Raw genomic sequence first — 14,187 nt, 5'->3', positions numbered from 1 at the left:
CCAGAGAGTCCTGAAGACTCAAGGTCGAGTGTTGAAGACTCAACGGAGAGGTTCGGAGCCTCAACGGAGAGCCCGCGTAGGGCTGTGGCTTAATTTTGAACCACAGAGCACACAGAGAATTAACCGGCTCCCCTTCTCGGTGTCCTCTGTGTTCTCTGTGGTTTGATTTTGAACTATAGAGGGCACCGAGCGCTAACGGCGGGATGCGCTACGCTTTCCCGCCCTACCTTTCTGGAGCCTGGGGGCCAGAGAGGGGCCAGTGCCGGCGTCTCAACGCAACCTACGCCCACTGCGGGCGCATGGTGGTGGTGTTTTGTGGCTTCGGGCGGCAATTTAGGCCAAGATACTTGGCTATGGAACCCATCGAACTGGTAAAGCTCCTCTCGGATTTTTTCGAGATCTTCGACATTCTCGGCGCGGTACTCGCCCCCTTTGTTCTGATCTGGATCTGGATCAACTGGCGGATCTTCTTTCCCAAAGCCGACATCTCGGACGAACAGAAGGCAAGGTTAGCCAATGATCTGGAACGCCGCCGGCAATGGATTGCAGCCCGCAGTTTCGAGCAGCGTTATCTCCGATTGCTCAAGGGGCTGCTCGGCGGCATCACCCGTCTGACCCACGACGCCAGGAGTCTCGCTCGTTCCCGCAGCAACACCGCTACCTGGCCGGTGCGCTGGTTCGGCGTAAATCCCTTCACCGAGGGTAGCTATCTGCTCTGCATGCGGCTGGCCCTGCTCTATCCGATTTTGAGCCTGTTGATCGTCTGGCTGCTGGGCGGTGAGGGCGCCTTGGCCGGCATCACCCTGCTCCCGGTCGTGGAATCCGATTGGCAGCGAATACTGGCGGTCGGCCTGCTGATCTGGTCCGGTTTTCTTTTCTTCAAATTCTTTCGTAGCCAAGGCTGGCGGTCCTGGATTTACCTCTTGGCCGCTGGCGTTGTCGCTGTCGCTTTCGGTGTCGCTGGCGCTGTCGCTGGCGCTGTCGCTGGCGCTTTCGCTTTCGCTTTCGCTGTCGCTTTCGCTGTCGCTGTCGCTGGCGCTGGCGCTGTCGCTGGCGCTTTCGCTTTCGCTTTCGCTATCGCTGTCGCTATCGCTGTCGCTTTCGCTGTCGCTTTCGCTTTCGCTATCGCTATCGCTGTCGCTTTCGCTGGCGCTGGCATTGGCGCTAGCGCTGTCGCTGGCGCTTTCGCTGTCGCTTTCGCTGGCGCTGGCGCTGGCGCTTTCGAGCTTATTCGCAACCGGCTGCATTCCAAACGCTGGATTGCCCTTTACTGGCTCGCATTCAATCTCTTTTATGTCAGCGCGGTGCTGCTGGTGCTCGCTTGGGCCTTGCCACGAGTGGATAACCCTGAGCTGCTGCTGATCCCGGTCTTTCTGGTCCTGCTGCCCTTAGCCAACGCCGCGCTCGATTGGCTGTCCCTGGGTATTACCCGCGGTCTGCTCTATGCCATCGACCGCGGTCGTCATACGGGTCTGGTGGCCCTGGGTTTTGCCGGCTTCGATATTGTGCTGGCATTGGTGTTTCTCTTTCTCATTGCCAGTCTGACTATCCTGCTTTTGTCCCTGCTCAATCTCGCCACCGTCGCCTGGGGCGGCCCGCCGCTGCTGGATCTGCAATGGCTGCTCGACGGCCTGGCGCTGGAGCCGAATGCGCTGGAGTTCGGCTGGATCCATTTCATGATGCTCTCCACCCTGATCCCGACCCTGATCCATTTCTCCGTGGCGGGATTCGCGGCGGTCTTGCTCTTGCCCGAGACCTGGCGCGGCTGGATTCTACGTGACTGGGAAAAGCACGAAGATGCCCGTAGAGTGGCCTTCGCTTGGATTTCCCTTGCCCCGATCTTGGCCCTCCTCGGACCTACCCTGCTGCTGTGGGGTCTGTACGAGCTGCTCACCGCCTGGGGCGGTACCATCGGCCAATCCCTGCTGGCCTGGGTGCACGGGATCGCCCTGGCGGTGGACCCCTCCACCACCGCGCCCCTGCCTTGATCCGATCCGGCTGTTCGTTGCTATTCGACGCGATCCAAGAAGGTATTTCTATCAACCACGAAGGACACGAATAACCACAAAAGCCTCGAAAAGGCACCCAATTGTCATCCCGACGCAGGAGGGATCTTTTCGTGTTTTTCGTGGTGCTTGGTGAGCGTCCTGTCGGGTTAGGGCGTTCGACTCCGTAGGCATCTGCGCGGGCCTCGCGTTATGTGTAGGTTGCGTTAGCCGCGCGGGGAAAGGCCTCGGGAAGCACGGCGTCGAACGCGGCGTAACGCAACACGACGCCTGATGACCAGTTGGACCGGCAACTCGGCATTCGGGTTCTCCCCGGTAACCCGGAAGAGCCGACAAGATGTCGGTGGTCCCGGAAGCCGACAGAATGTCGGCGGTCCCAGGGGCCGACAAGATGTCGGCGGTTCCGGGGACGCGAGTCCGGCTGGGACCGCCGTCTTTCAGACGGCTTACGGACCCCATCACCAGCTGTCGGCAACGCTCAGAGCAGACGCCTTCCGGGCCGCGCTGGATAACGCCGGACCGCCGGCAGTTTAAAATTAATAGGTTAGTTTTTAGACAGCCTCTAAGCGTCTCGGTAGGCTAACCGCCAACGCCGATCAGTACAGAGGAGCTGAGTCCGCTAGAGCGGACAAGACGGCGTTCCCACGCTGGAGCGTGGGAACGAGCGTGCAGCTGAAAAACCCAATAATCTGCGGATAAAGGAATCTCTGCGTCTCTGCGGTTCCTCGGTCAGATCCTCCGCACAATGCTGAATCATTCAGGACTGCTAAGGGTGCATCCCGACACCGGAGCGTCGGAGCCGGTAGGAACATGGGTATACTACCCGGCTGACGGGTCGACCCCAGCCGCAGGAGGGTGTCGCAACCGCCCGTCCGTGGGCTGGTGTGGGGCGGAAACGGAATAACCTGTGGTTCGAAAGGACTTTTGCGACACCCTCCGCAGATCCAAGGAGACCACAGCATGAAAAAGTTGCCAACACCCTGCATCATATGCCTGATGATGCTCACGACTACCGTCACTGCACAGGATGACAAGCAGGGACTCGAGGCGGCATTTGCCGCTGTCGAGCCTAAGGTGATTGAATGGCGGCGCGATATCCACCAGCACCCGGAGCTCTCGAACCGCGAGTTTCGTACCGCGAAAAAGGTCGCCGACCATCTGCGCGGCCTCGGCTTTGATGAGGTCCGGACCGGCATCGCCCACACCGGGGTCGTCGGTACCCTGAAAGGCGCCAAGCCCGGCCCGGTCATCGCCCTGCGTGCGGACATGGACGCCTTGCCGGTGCGCGAACAGACAGGACTGCCCTTCGCGTCCACGGTACGCGACGAATACAACGGTGAGGAAGTCCCGGTCATGCATGCCTGCGGTCATGACACCCATGTCGCCATGCTGATGGGTGCGGCCGAGGTTCTGGCGACCAACCGTGAGCGGCTGGCAGGGACCGTCAAGTTCATCTTCCAGCCGGCCGAGGAAGGGCCCCCCGCCGGCGAGGAGGGCGGCGCGTCGCTGATGGTCAAGGAGGGCGTACTCGCGGGGCTGGATGCCCCGGAGGCCATCCTGGCCCTGCACGTCTGGCCGAATACGGGCGGCACACTTGCTTATCGCTCCGGTGGCTTCCTGGCGGCCGCCGATAATCTGCGGATCAAGGTGGTCGGCCGCCAGACCCACGGCTCCTCACCCTGGCGGGGCGTCGATCCTATCTATGTCGCCGCCCAGATCATGGTCGCTCTGCAGGGGATCCCGGGCCGCCACCTGGACATCACCAAGGGCCCGGCGGTGATTACGATCGGCAGTGTGCACGGCGGCGTGCGCGGCAACATCATCCCCGACGAGGTCGAGATGGTCGGGACGATCCGCACCTTCGATCCGGAGACCCGCGCGCTGCTGCATGCGAAGCTGCGCAGCACGGTCCGGGCGCTCGCGGAAGCCAACGGTGCGACCGCCACTGTCACCATCGAGTCTTATGCGCCGGTAGTCCGTAACCATCCCGAGCTCTTGCGGAAGATGATGCCCACCCTGCGCTGGGCCGCGGGCGACGACAAGGTCATGGAAGCGTCGCTGATTACGGGGGCCGAGGACTTTGCCTTCTACCTGGAATCCATACCGGGCCTGTATCTGATGCTCGGCGTGAACGACCCGGGCGTCGCCTCCGGCGAGGCACCGGCCAATCACTCGCCGTTCTTCGATGCCAATGAGGCTGCCCTGATCACCGGTGTGCGGACCCTGGTAGGATTCGCGCTCGACTATGCCCGGGTAGCGGCGGCTGACAAGCCCATGTAGGTTGGGCAAAGGGTGCAGGATGCGGTGAGCGCGGTGGTTCCGAGCTTGCCGGCCGGTGCATGCACTCCCCGCGCGAACCGCATCGATGAATGGCCCGCCTGCCTGTGCGTCCCGCACGCAGACAGGTGCTCAACCAGTGGAGCACGCTCACCGTCCAAAGATGCGGTTCGCCGCCGGCCGGTCCCCTGTCTGCCGTACCGGCACAGGCAGGCGCCCCTGGGGCGGTCAGCAGGCGCTCACCACACCATTGATGCGGTTCGCCGCCGGGCACGTCCCGCGCCCGGCGGCTCACCACATCCTACCGGCTTTGCCCAACCTACGGGCCCGCGCGGACCTCGCTTTGAGTGTAGGTTGTGTTAGCCGCGTGGGGAAACGCCTCGGGGGGCACAACATCGAACGCGGCGTAACGCAACACGTCCGCCCCCTCAAACAGCGCAAATTCATTCAGGATTGCTTTTAACCGGACAACTTCTCAATCGGAGGATTCAAATAATGGGACGCATTGTGGCCCAGGTGGAAGTGACCAATCCTACAGATTCCGAGAAATCGCTGGTGTTCAGCGCATTCGTGGACACCGGTGCCGGGGCATTGGTATTACCATCGTCCTGGAAGGACAGGCTTGGGGAGTTCGTGAATGAAGAGAAGGTCGAGTTTGTGTTGGCGAACAACGAAGTGGTCCATGGTACTGCATGTGGACCTGTTGGTATTCGTATCGAAGGATTCCGAAGGATCTTCAACGAAGTAATCTTTATGGATATGGAACCTGCTGAAGATGGAGACTACCAACCCTTGCTCGGTTACGTCATCCTTGAACAAGCCCAGGTTGCCGTCGATATGCTGGGACATCGACTGGTGCCGGTTAAATATATCGATTGCAAATGATATCAGCAGCCCAACATCCATCTAAACAGCCCGTAGGATGCGGTGAGCGCGAAAGGTCCTTCAGGATAACACCGTTGGGCGGCGCGAACCGCATCTCTGGACGGCGACGTGCTCAACATCCATCTAAACAGGGGGCATTAAAGTGACCGATCAATTTAAATCGAAAGTGGCACTGGTTACCGGCGGAAATTCAGGTATCGGCCAGGCCATCGCCTTGGCGTTTGCGAAAGCAGGTGCCAAGGTGGTCGTGGCCGCACGTCGGGTTCCCGCAGGTGAAGAGACCGTGGCCATGATCGAGGAACAAGGCGGCGCAGCCCATTTTGTACCAACGGATGTCTCGCAAGCAGCCGAAGTGAAGGCCATGGTCGCTGCCTGCATCACCGAATATGGCGGGTTGGACTATGCGGTAAACAATGCAGGTATTGGAGGAACACCCGCCATCCGGGCAGCGGACTATGAGGAAGAGGTTTGGGACCAGGTTATGGATATAAACCTCAAGGGGGTGTGGTTATGTATGAAATACGAAATCCCCGAAATGCTCAAGCGTGGGCAAGGTGCCATTGTGAATATGTCATCCGTATTCGGGCTGAAAGGGGGACCACTAGTCGCAGGAGTAGCCTATTACGCCAGTAAGCATGGCGTGATTGGACTGACCAAGGCGGCTGCGAACGAGTATGCGACCCAAGGCCTGCGTATCAATGCGGTTTGCCCGGGCGCGATTGAGACTCCGATGGTAGCTGAAGAGCTTTCTCAGAATGAAAAGCTCACCGCGCAAATGACAGCTCTACATCCGATGAGACGGTTTGGGCGACCGCAAGAGGTCGCTGCCGTGACCCTATGGTTATGCTCCGAAGGCGCCTCTTTTGTCACCGGCCATGCTCACGCAGTGGATGGTGGTATGTTGATATGAATATAAAAATGGGACTTGCATTTAGCTTACGATGCATAGCCGTCGCCGCATTGCTCATATCCTTGCTCGGCTGCACTAAGCTCCACCGTCCGAACCTCGCTTGCGACTATGAACCGCCGCCATTGGCCTTGGCTAGTGCGCTTCGGGCATCGGTCACGACCCTAGCCACCGATATCGGCGAACGTCATTGCTGGCGCGCCAAGAATCTGGAGCAAGCAGCGACCTGGATCGAAGGCCGATTCAAGGCGCTGGGTTTGGACACAAAACGACTGCCGGTCTACATCCCTGAGGGTAGTTACCCCGGGTGCTGTCCACTCACCCTTTGGAATGTCGAAGCCACTAAGATCGGCGGACGTTGGCCGCAGAAGTCGATAATTGTCGGTGCCCATTACGACTCCAAGGTAGCAACCCCTGGATGGAAGGATCACGAACCACTTATCCCAGATCAGTTAGGTACACCGGGGGCAGACGACAACGCCAGCGGCGTGGCTGCCCTCTTAGCACTGGCAAAGCGGTTCTCAACCAAAAAGACGGAACGTTCGATCCGTTTCGTCGCCTTCGTCAACGAGGAACCGCCATTCTTTAAAGGGAACGAGATGGGTAGTTCGGTCTACGCGCGGAAACTCAAGGATCGCGGAATTGAAGCAGTCGGTATGGTCTCCCTCGAGACCCTAGGAATCTATTCGCATCAATCCCAGCATAAGCGGCTGGCACTTGCAGGTCTCATTGGCCTGCCGGCCCGTCCGGACTATGTTGCCTTCCTCGGCAATCAGGCTTCACGGTCGTTCATTGATCGTTGCGCAGAGGTATTCCATGCCTATTCGAAGATCAGCCTGCGAACCTTCACTCTCTACGACCCTGCCGCTCGGTGGAAGCCTTGGTCGGATGATTGGTCATTCTGGAAACATGATATCCCTGCTTTCTCGGTCACCGACACTGCTTTTCTCCGCCATGACCATTACCACGAAATTAGTGATACTCCGGATCGTCTCGACTATGAGACCATGGCCCATGTAGTCTGGGGGCTCGGCTACATGCTTGATGCTCTAGCCAACCCTTCTCACGATAATGGATTGATGGGGGATTCAGGGGACGGGAATAAAACAGGAACAGGTTCTCAGGTATCTCCAACTTATTGCAATCTAAGATAACATTATGAGGCAATATTATGAAGTGGCAGGAAGTGTGTGAACATCCAAGCCTTAAGAATTTACCATTTAAAATTGAACTCAATGAGAATGGAAAGATACTCATGACCCCCGTCAAGGTATCCCATTCGGCATTTCAGGGAGAGCTGGAGTTCCTGTTACGTTCCTTTCTACACTGGGGGAGGACGCTTCCCGAGTGTGCGATTGCGACCAGAAAAGGGACGAAAGTTGCCGATGTCGCATGGGCTTCGGATGAGATTTTTGAAAAAGTAAAAAATGAAGCAGAGTGTTCAGTTGCTCCGGAAATTTGTGTCGAGGTACTTTCTGCAGGTAATACCGAAAAGGAGATGGAGGAAAAAAGCAAGCTCTACTTTGAGCAAGGTGCAAAAGAATTTTGGATCTGCACGGAACAAGGGGATATGAAATTCTTCGATATAGGTGGAGAAATTGATCATTCATCCTTGGTCCCTGACTTTCCAAAACACATTAAACTATAGGGTAGGGTTTTAATTTTGTTGTTTCGAGTGTATAAAACACCTTGCAGGATCCTTGGTGAAAGGAATTTTTCAAGACCCCCTGTAAACGATCATCGTTAAGTGCTGTATCATGCTCCGGTGCCTACCGGCAATCTGCGGTGCCTGTTGTAACCGAGGTACCGGCCAAGCGGCACCGGTCCGCCGCTGTTTTTGGATGTGCCCCCCGAGCATGGGCATCGCAGCCGGAATGAAATACTCCACCGACCAGAAGAGCAGATTCCGAACATGACCACGATTCGCCAAGAAGACCTGATCCAAAGCATCGCCGACGGCTTCCAATACATCTCCTACTACCATCCCCAAGACTACATCCGGGCCCTGGCCGCGGCCTACGAGGCCGAGGAATCCCCCGCGGCGAGGGACGCCATGGCCCAGATCCTGGTCAACTCCAGGATGTGCGCCGAGGACCGGCGTCCTATCTGTCAGGATACCGGGATGGCGGTGGTCTTCCTCCGGGTCGGTATGGAGGTGCGCTGGGAGGCGGAGCTGGGCATCCAGGAGATGGTGGACGAAGGCGTGCGCCGGGCCTATGCCCACCCGGATAATGTGCTGCGCGCGTCGGTCGTCTCGCCGCCTATCGGGGAGCGTAAGAACACCCGCGACAATACCCCCGCGGTGGTCCATACGGAGCTGATACCGGGCGACCGGGTAGAGGTGAAATTGGCGGCCAAGGGCGGCGGCTCGGAGAATAAGGCCAAGTTCACCATCTTAAATCCCAGCGACAGCCTGGTGGACTGGGTGCTCAAGGTGGTCCCCACGATGGGCGCCGGCTGGTGTCCGCCGGGGATGCTGGGTATGGGTATCGGCGGCTCTGCGGAGAAGGCCATGCTGTTGGCCAAGGAGGCCCTGATGGAGCCTATCGATATCCACGAACTCAAGGCCCGGGGCCCCGCGAGCCCCAGCGAGGCGCTGCGCCTGGAGCTGTTCGAGAAGGTCAACGCCTTGGGGATCGGCGCCCAGGGGCTCGGGGGCCTGACCACGGTCCTGGACGTCAAGATCAAGGAGTACCCGACCCACGCCGCCTCGCTGCCGGTGGCCGTCATCCCTAATTGTGCCGCCACGCGCCACCTGGAATTCACCTTGGACGGCAAGGGACCGGCCAAGCTCGAGCCCCCGCGCCCGGAGGAGTGGCCGGACGTCACCTGGGAGGCCGGCCCGGACGCCAAGCGGGTCGATCTGGACCGGATCACGCGGGAGGAGATCGCCAGCTGGCGGCCCGGCGACCGAATCCTGCTCTCCGGCAAGCTGCTCACCGGACGCGACGCGGCCCACAAGCGTATCGTCGATATGCTGGCGCGGGGGGAGGCGCTCCCGGAAGGGGTCGATTTCACCAATCGCTTCATCTACTACGTGGGTCCGGTGGACCCGGTGCGGGACGAGATCGTTGGTCCTGCCGGTCCCACCACCGCCACGCGCATGGACAAATTCACCGAGCAGATGCTCGCCGAGACCGGGCTCATCGGTATGGTGGGCAAGGCCGAGCGCGGACCTGTCGCCATCGAGGCTATCAAGAAACATCAGGCGGTCTATCTGATGGCCGTGGGCGGGGCCGCCTATCTGGTGGCCAAGGCGATCGAGGGCTCACGCATGATCGCCTTCGAGGACCTGGGGATGGAGGCGATCCGCGAGTTCGAGATCCGGGATATGCCGGTGACCGTCGCCGTCGACTCCCGCGGCGAGTCGGTACACAAGACAGGTCCGGCGGAATGGCGGCAGCGGATCGGCAAGCTTCCGGCGGATGCTTAATACGGCAGTACCGCTAACATCGAACGAGCGGGATCTTCACGGATTGAGCCGAGATTGGGCAAAGCCCGTAGAATGTGGTGAACGCAGCGAACCATCTTGCGCAGCGAACCGCATCTTTGGACGACGGGTGTGCCCAATACGCGGGTCTCGTTGTAACGCAATGCATTAAGTTAAGCGTTACCGGTCATCAAAAAAGAGGAAGGCTCTTTATGGATTCCGGACTGTTCACGATCACGGAGGGTACTACCGGACGTTTTGGAGTGCGGCGGCACCCTTACTTCAGTACCTACCGGAATCCGCGATGCCCGATGTAACCACAGCGTTGGCATGGAACACTGGCCCGCCGCCGCTTTGGATTTGGCGATGCATGAGGCTTTGCGGCCAGGGGAAAGCGCCGTCGCCGCGGCGCGCGTAGAGCTCAGAGCCCGAATCCCCGGCAAACGCGGCTGGTATTCCCCGTCGCTGAGGTTCGATTCGGTCGCGCCGCTTTGCCGGCGCACTCCAAAGCAGTCCGGAATCCATAATAAGCAACAGCAACCTTGATAGGAGCGACAGGCAATGACATATGTAGTGACTGAACAATGTATTAAATGCAAATATACCGACTGTGTTGAGGTCTGTCCGGTAGATTGCTTTCATGAAGGGCCAAATTTTCTGGTCATCGATCCGGAGGAATGTATCGATTGTGCCGTCTGTGAGCCCGAATGTCCGGTAAACGCGATTTTCTCTGATGATGATTTACCCCAGGATCAAGAAATATTTCTTGAGATCAATGCCCGCTTATCCGAACAGTGGCCTGTTATTACGGAAATTAAACCACCGCCTGAAGATGCCGATAACTGGCGTGACGTAGAGGGTAAGCGTCAGCATCTGGAAGAGTAAAACCCTGTGTCCTCTGCGTCTCTGCGGTTGACCGCAACAGGGCACCGGCATTACAGACAAGATCATGAATGACGAGACCGGACCGGGAATCGACCGGCTGCGAGCCGATGCCCTGGAACAGATCGCCGCAGCACAGGACCTCGTGGCCTTGGACCAAGTGCGGGTACGCTATCTGGGCAAAAGTGGCCTGCTCACCGGGGAGCTCAAACGGCTCGGAAGGCTGCCGCAAGCCGAGCGTCCACGGGCCGGACAGGCGATCAACCAGGCCAAGGTGTACGTCCAGGAGGCCATCGAAGCCCGCAGGAAATCATTGGAGCAGGCGGTCCTGGTCGACCGCCTAGCCGCTGAGCGCATCGATGTCACCTTACCGGGCCGCGGCCAAAGGCCCGGTAGTTTGCACCCCATTACCCGCACCCTGAAGCGGATCGAGCGGCTGTTCGCCAACGCGGGGTTCGGTGTTGCCGAAGGGCCGGAGGTCGAGGATGACTATCATAACTTCGAGGCCCTCAACATTCCGGCCCATCACCCGGCGCGGGCCATGCACGACACCTTCTACTTCGACGAGCACCTGCTCCTGCGCACCCACACCTCGCCGGTGCAGATCCGGGTCATGGAGCAGGAAGGACCACCGTTGCGGATCATCGCCCCCGGACGGGTCTATCGCTGCGACTCCGATCTGACCCATACCCCCATGTTCCACCAGGTGGAAGGCTTTCTCGTGGACGAGCAAGTGACCTTCGCCGACCTCAAAGGCATCCTCTATGATTTCCTGCGCAACTTCTTCGAGCGTGACCTCAGGCTCCGCTTTCGGCCGTCCTATTTCCCCTTCACCGAGCCTTCCGCGGAGGTGGATATAGCCTGCGTCATGTGTAACGGAACCGGCTGCCGGGTGTGCAAGCAGACCGGTTGGCTGGAGGTATTAGGCTGCGGGATGATCCATCCGGAGGTATTCCGCCAGGTGGGGATCGATGCCGAACGCTACCTCGGCTACGCCTTCGGCATGGGCGTGGAACGCCTGGCGATGCTGCGTTACGGCATCGATGATATCCGGCTCTATTTCGAGAACGACCTGCGGTTTCTCAGGCAGTTTGCTTGAATGCAGCATTGGACCAGGTAGGTATAAATTGCGATAGGGTACGCAACTATTTCAACCCACTAAAGGAGATCATAAAAAATTGCCATGCTTCATCTCGAGCGAGAAAGGCAAAAAATCGAAAACGAAGTTAAATAGGAGGCATTGATGTCGAAGAGAATTACAGAAGAGGAAGATTGCGCTTCTCAAAGAGAGTCTAATCAACCGCGGCGTAATTGGAAAGAAATCATCGAAGGAAGTCTTCCTTGGCTTGTGTTTACTATGATTGGTGTAGGAATAATCTTTGCCCTTCAAGCTCAGGACAAAGTAAAGAGGTGGGCACAGGAAGAAGCCACACGAGTTTCACACGAAATTGATTCAAACAGAATCGGCGTAATCGCTGACGAGCTGGTCAAGAACGATTTCTACCGAGAGCAACTAGACCAAAAACTCAGGAAAGACATCGACTTTATTAGAAAATTTGCGTTTGCTCTCAGAGATAATCCAGAGATTCTAGAAGCTATCAAAGGTGCTAGAGGAGAAAAAGGGGAGCAAGGTGATAGGGGACCAAGGGGCGATAAAGGTCCGCGAGGTGACCAGGGAAAAGAAGGAAAACGAGGACAAGTCGGTGACAAAGGACCCGTTGGTGACAGAGGGTCTGTCGGTGAGAAAGGACCGCCCGCAGACACCATACGATATGGTAACACGGTGACTAAACTCGATAATGCTAGCGACGGCAGAGTTGAGTTTGATCGTCCTTTTGCTAGTAGTTGTTTAGTTGTCCTCGCAAACAATGGAGATCCAGAACGTCACATGCCATCATTCAAGATAATCCATGCAGCAGCATGTGATCAGGGTGGTTTCCCTATTTCAGTAAGACCTGCTTGTGGAGGGTGTCTCGTAAGGATCGCATATATCGCTTACGGTCGGTAATGGTTAGGGCCGTAGGCTGGGGTGAGGTACGAACCCCAGCTTCTTTCGGTATACAAGAATGGGAAGCCGGGGTTCGCAAGCTCACCCCAGCCTACGAGCTATCCCATAAAACGGCGCTTCGATTTACGGTTAAGTTAGCCTTTACGTTAGACGAAAAATCACATGACTGAGAAGAACTATGGAATTTGAGTGGGATTCATCAAAAGCTGGTATAAATCTGAAAAAACACGGTGTTAGCTTTAATGAGGCTCAAACCGTCTTTGATGACCCGCTTGCATGTATTTTTGATGATGAGTGGGATTCGTTTGAAGAGCGGAGAGAGCTGATCATAGGTTACTCAAGCGACAAGCGACTTTTAATTGTATCATTTATAGAGAGATTGCCGGGAATTGTTCGGGTAATCAGTGCACGGCAGACAACCGCAAGAGAGCGTAAAGATTATGAAAACTACAGAAGATACTGAACAGATTCAAGATGTGCTCTCTGAATATCATTTTGATTACTCAAAGGCAAAACCCAACAGATTTGTCACGCAGACAGAGACTCGGGTTACTGTAACTTTAGACCCTGATGTGGCACGGATTTTCACAACATCCGAGGCTGTAAACAAGGTATTGAGAGCTATTTTAGCAGCATTGCCGAATTCTTAACTTCACGGAAAAGTTTAACATTGCTCTCCAGCCGCCCGCGAGGCTTTTTGGTGTTTCGATCATAAGTTTGACTGTTACGGAAAAGGGGTCAGGCTTAATTAGCACAAATCTAGAATGAATGAAAAACTGCCTGACGAACACCTCCCGCTGACCACCCAAATTGCTGGAAAGTATTATGCTAGTAGAATATCTACAAACAAGTTTACGACATGCACATTATGAAATTCTTGAAGAAGACAAGAGTTTCTATGGAGAAATTCCTGGCTTCCAGGGAGTCTACGCTAATGCCCCTACCTTAGAAGAGTGTCATAAACAACTTAAAGAGGTACTGGAAGAATGGGTACTTTTTAGGATTTATAAAAATTTGCCATTACCACAAATAGATGGAATCGAAATAAAAATAAGGAAAGTTGCATAATGCCAAAATTTGGACCTATAAAACGGCGAGATTTCATAGCGTATCTCAATAATGCTGGTTTTGAAGGTCCATATTCCGGGGGTAAACACCAATTTATGATAAGAGACAGTGTTACTTTAAGGGTACCAAATCCTCATCGAGGGGATATCAGCAAAGATTTACTTTCAAGAATTTTGCGTCAAGCAGGAATAAGCAGAGAAGAATGGGAGGGGTTGTAATTATATCGCATAAAAAGGACATCCATCTTGGTTTGACCTAATCTTCCTACCCATGTAGGGAAAAGGGGCCAGGCTCAGTTGATGGGTTGTTTTCACAGATCATTCGCCTAACATTTGGCTGCAAGCGACCCAATGCGGCGGTCCGGCTTCTCAGCAACTTTTCAAGCTCAGTGCCACGCGGCATTGGGCGCCTGAGTCAGGCCGTTATGCGTCTGACTGTGTTCTATTCGAATTTCTCTAATTGACAAGCTACGTCGATCTCGTAAAACGGGAGTTCAGAAATGGATAATGAACTATTTAATGAGCTACTAACTAGCATCCAAGAAGCCGGAAAAATAATGCGTGGTGAAATGAAGCCTGTACGGGTTTACGAATTTGAAGAGCCGGATGTTAAAGAACCACGGATGGACACAGATAGACACGGATCACAATCCGTGTTTATCCGTGTCTGCCTCCGTGGTTCTTCGGCGCGGTTCGTTCCGTACAAGTCCAATCAACAAATAGCA

At 56.2% G+C, this 14,187-nt stretch carries 16 protein-coding genes; 15 read left to right on the top strand and 1 reads right to left on the bottom strand.

Annotation, left to right across the window (positions count from 1 at the left end; translation table 11 throughout):
- Positions 1-509: 509 nt before the first annotated feature.
- The gene (locus tag E1958_RS20830) at positions 510-1,247 is read right to left on the bottom strand and encodes a hypothetical protein (protein WP_207787648.1); all 738 of its coding nucleotides are present in this window, start codon (positions 1,245-1,247) and stop codon (positions 510-512) included.
- A 66-nt stretch (positions 1,248-1,313) separates the two neighbouring features.
- Between E1958_RS20830 and E1958_RS08225 the strand changes: the two genes are divergently transcribed.
- The 15 genes from E1958_RS08225 to E1958_RS08155 all read left to right on the top strand — a co-directional run bounded on the left by E1958_RS08225 (position 1,314) and on the right by E1958_RS08155 (position 13,681).
- Positions 1,314-1,988, top strand: coding sequence for a hypothetical protein (locus E1958_RS08225; RefSeq protein WP_133511456.1), 675 nt, complete (start codon positions 1,314-1,316; stop codon positions 1,986-1,988).
- Between the two features lie 291 nt (positions 1,989-2,279).
- The gene (locus tag E1958_RS08220) at positions 2,280-2,540 is read left to right on the top strand and encodes a hypothetical protein (RefSeq protein ID WP_133511455.1); all 261 of its coding nucleotides are present in this window, start codon (positions 2,280-2,282) and stop codon (positions 2,538-2,540) included.
- A gap of 426 nt (positions 2,541-2,966) precedes the next feature.
- Complete coding sequence (locus E1958_RS08215; RefSeq protein WP_133511454.1) at positions 2,967-4,286, top strand: amidohydrolase; 1,320 nt, start codon at positions 2,967-2,969, stop codon at positions 4,284-4,286.
- A 492-nt stretch (positions 4,287-4,778) separates the two neighbouring features.
- On the top strand, positions 4,779-5,168 hold the full coding sequence (locus E1958_RS08210) for a hypothetical protein (protein ID WP_133511453.1): 390 nt from the start codon (positions 4,779-4,781) through the stop codon (positions 5,166-5,168).
- Between the two features lie 142 nt (positions 5,169-5,310).
- The gene (locus E1958_RS08205; protein WP_133511452.1) at positions 5,311-6,078 is read left to right on the top strand and encodes an SDR family oxidoreductase; all 768 of its coding nucleotides are present in this window, start codon (positions 5,311-5,313) and stop codon (positions 6,076-6,078) included.
- Positions 6,075-7,229, top strand: coding sequence for a M20/M25/M40 family metallo-hydrolase (locus E1958_RS08200; protein WP_165741690.1), 1,155 nt, complete (start codon positions 6,075-6,077; stop codon positions 7,227-7,229). Before E1958_RS08205 ends, E1958_RS08200 begins: the two co-directional genes overlap by 4 nt.
- 17 nt (positions 7,230-7,246) lie before the next feature.
- The gene (locus E1958_RS08195) at positions 7,247-7,723 is read left to right on the top strand and encodes a Uma2 family endonuclease (protein WP_133511450.1); all 477 of its coding nucleotides are present in this window, start codon (positions 7,247-7,249) and stop codon (positions 7,721-7,723) included.
- Between the two features lie 264 nt (positions 7,724-7,987).
- A complete protein-coding gene (locus E1958_RS08190) occupies positions 7,988-9,508 on the top strand; it encodes a fumarate hydratase (protein ID WP_133511449.1) in 1,521 nt (506 codons plus the stop codon).
- A 558-nt stretch (positions 9,509-10,066) separates the two neighbouring features.
- Positions 10,067-10,390: a ferredoxin FdxA gene (fdxA, locus tag E1958_RS08185; protein ID WP_089725543.1), complete on the top strand. Its 324-nt coding sequence runs from the start codon at positions 10,067-10,069 to the stop codon at positions 10,388-10,390.
- 64 nt (positions 10,391-10,454) lie between these two features.
- Entirely contained in the window at positions 10,455-11,486 is a 1,032-nt protein-coding gene (gene pheS, locus E1958_RS08180; RefSeq protein ID WP_133511448.1) for a phenylalanine--tRNA ligase subunit alpha, read from the top strand.
- A gap of 144 nt (positions 11,487-11,630) precedes the next feature.
- The gene (locus E1958_RS08175; RefSeq protein WP_133511447.1) at positions 11,631-12,395 is read left to right on the top strand and encodes a collagen-like protein; all 765 of its coding nucleotides are present in this window, start codon (positions 11,631-11,633) and stop codon (positions 12,393-12,395) included.
- A 178-nt stretch (positions 12,396-12,573) separates the two neighbouring features.
- Entirely contained in the window at positions 12,574-12,858 is a 285-nt protein-coding gene (locus tag E1958_RS08170; RefSeq protein WP_133511446.1) for a BrnT family toxin, read from the top strand.
- Positions 12,836-13,045 (top strand): hypothetical protein, encoded by a 210-nt coding sequence (locus E1958_RS08165; RefSeq protein WP_133511445.1) that lies wholly within the window; start codon positions 12,836-12,838, stop codon positions 13,043-13,045. Before E1958_RS08170 ends, E1958_RS08165 begins: the two co-directional genes overlap by 23 nt.
- 175 nt (positions 13,046-13,220) lie before the next feature.
- Positions 13,221-13,463: a type II toxin-antitoxin system HicB family antitoxin gene (locus E1958_RS08160; protein WP_133511444.1), complete on the top strand. Its 243-nt coding sequence runs from the start codon at positions 13,221-13,223 to the stop codon at positions 13,461-13,463.
- Positions 13,463-13,681, top strand: a complete 219-nt coding sequence (locus E1958_RS08155) for a type II toxin-antitoxin system HicA family toxin (protein WP_133511443.1) — start codon at positions 13,463-13,465, stop codon at positions 13,679-13,681. Before E1958_RS08160 ends, E1958_RS08155 begins: the two co-directional genes overlap by 1 nt.
- Positions 13,682-14,187: the final 506 nt, after the last annotated feature.

The organism is Candidatus Thiosymbion oneisti, from assembly GCF_004359955.1.
In the GTDB taxonomy this organism is placed as follows: domain Bacteria; phylum Pseudomonadota; class Gammaproteobacteria; order Chromatiales; family Chromatiaceae; genus Thiosymbion; species Thiosymbion oneisti.
Note: the sequence above shows the minus strand (reverse complement) of the source record. Positions and strands in the feature narration are given on the sequence as shown.

What these genes read in the sequence shown, in the direction of transcription:
- E1958_RS20830 (WP_207787648.1), bottom strand. Translation starts at nt 1,247, where the DNA reads ATGCAGCCGGTTGCGAATAAGCTCGAAAGCGCCAGCGCCAGCGCCAGC.
- E1958_RS08220 (WP_133511455.1), top strand. Translation starts at nt 2,280, where the DNA reads ATGACCAGTTGGACCGGCAACTCGGCATTCGGGTTCTCCCCGGTAACC.
- E1958_RS08215 (WP_133511454.1), top strand. Translation starts at nt 2,967, where the DNA reads ATGAAAAAGTTGCCAACACCCTGCATCATATGCCTGATGATGCTCACG.
- E1958_RS08210 (WP_133511453.1), top strand. Translation starts at nt 4,779, where the DNA reads ATGGGACGCATTGTGGCCCAGGTGGAAGTGACCAATCCTACAGATTCC.
- E1958_RS08200 (WP_165741690.1), top strand. Translation starts at nt 6,075, where the DNA reads ATGAATATAAAAATGGGACTTGCATTTAGCTTACGATGCATAGCCGTC.
- E1958_RS08195 (WP_133511450.1), top strand. Translation starts at nt 7,247, where the DNA reads ATGAAGTGGCAGGAAGTGTGTGAACATCCAAGCCTTAAGAATTTACCA.
- E1958_RS08190 (WP_133511449.1), top strand. Translation starts at nt 7,988, where the DNA reads ATGACCACGATTCGCCAAGAAGACCTGATCCAAAGCATCGCCGACGGC.
- fdxA (WP_089725543.1), top strand. Translation starts at nt 10,067, where the DNA reads ATGACATATGTAGTGACTGAACAATGTATTAAATGCAAATATACCGAC.
- pheS (WP_133511448.1), top strand. Translation starts at nt 10,455, where the DNA reads ATGAATGACGAGACCGGACCGGGAATCGACCGGCTGCGAGCCGATGCC.
- E1958_RS08175 (WP_133511447.1), top strand. Translation starts at nt 11,631, where the DNA reads ATGTCGAAGAGAATTACAGAAGAGGAAGATTGCGCTTCTCAAAGAGAG.
- E1958_RS08170 (WP_133511446.1), top strand. Translation starts at nt 12,574, where the DNA reads ATGGAATTTGAGTGGGATTCATCAAAAGCTGGTATAAATCTGAAAAAA.
- E1958_RS08165 (WP_133511445.1), top strand. Translation starts at nt 12,836, where the DNA reads ATGAAAACTACAGAAGATACTGAACAGATTCAAGATGTGCTCTCTGAA.
- E1958_RS08160 (WP_133511444.1), top strand. Translation starts at nt 13,221, where the DNA reads ATGCTAGTAGAATATCTACAAACAAGTTTACGACATGCACATTATGAA.
- E1958_RS08155 (WP_133511443.1), top strand. Translation starts at nt 13,463, where the DNA reads ATGCCAAAATTTGGACCTATAAAACGGCGAGATTTCATAGCGTATCTC.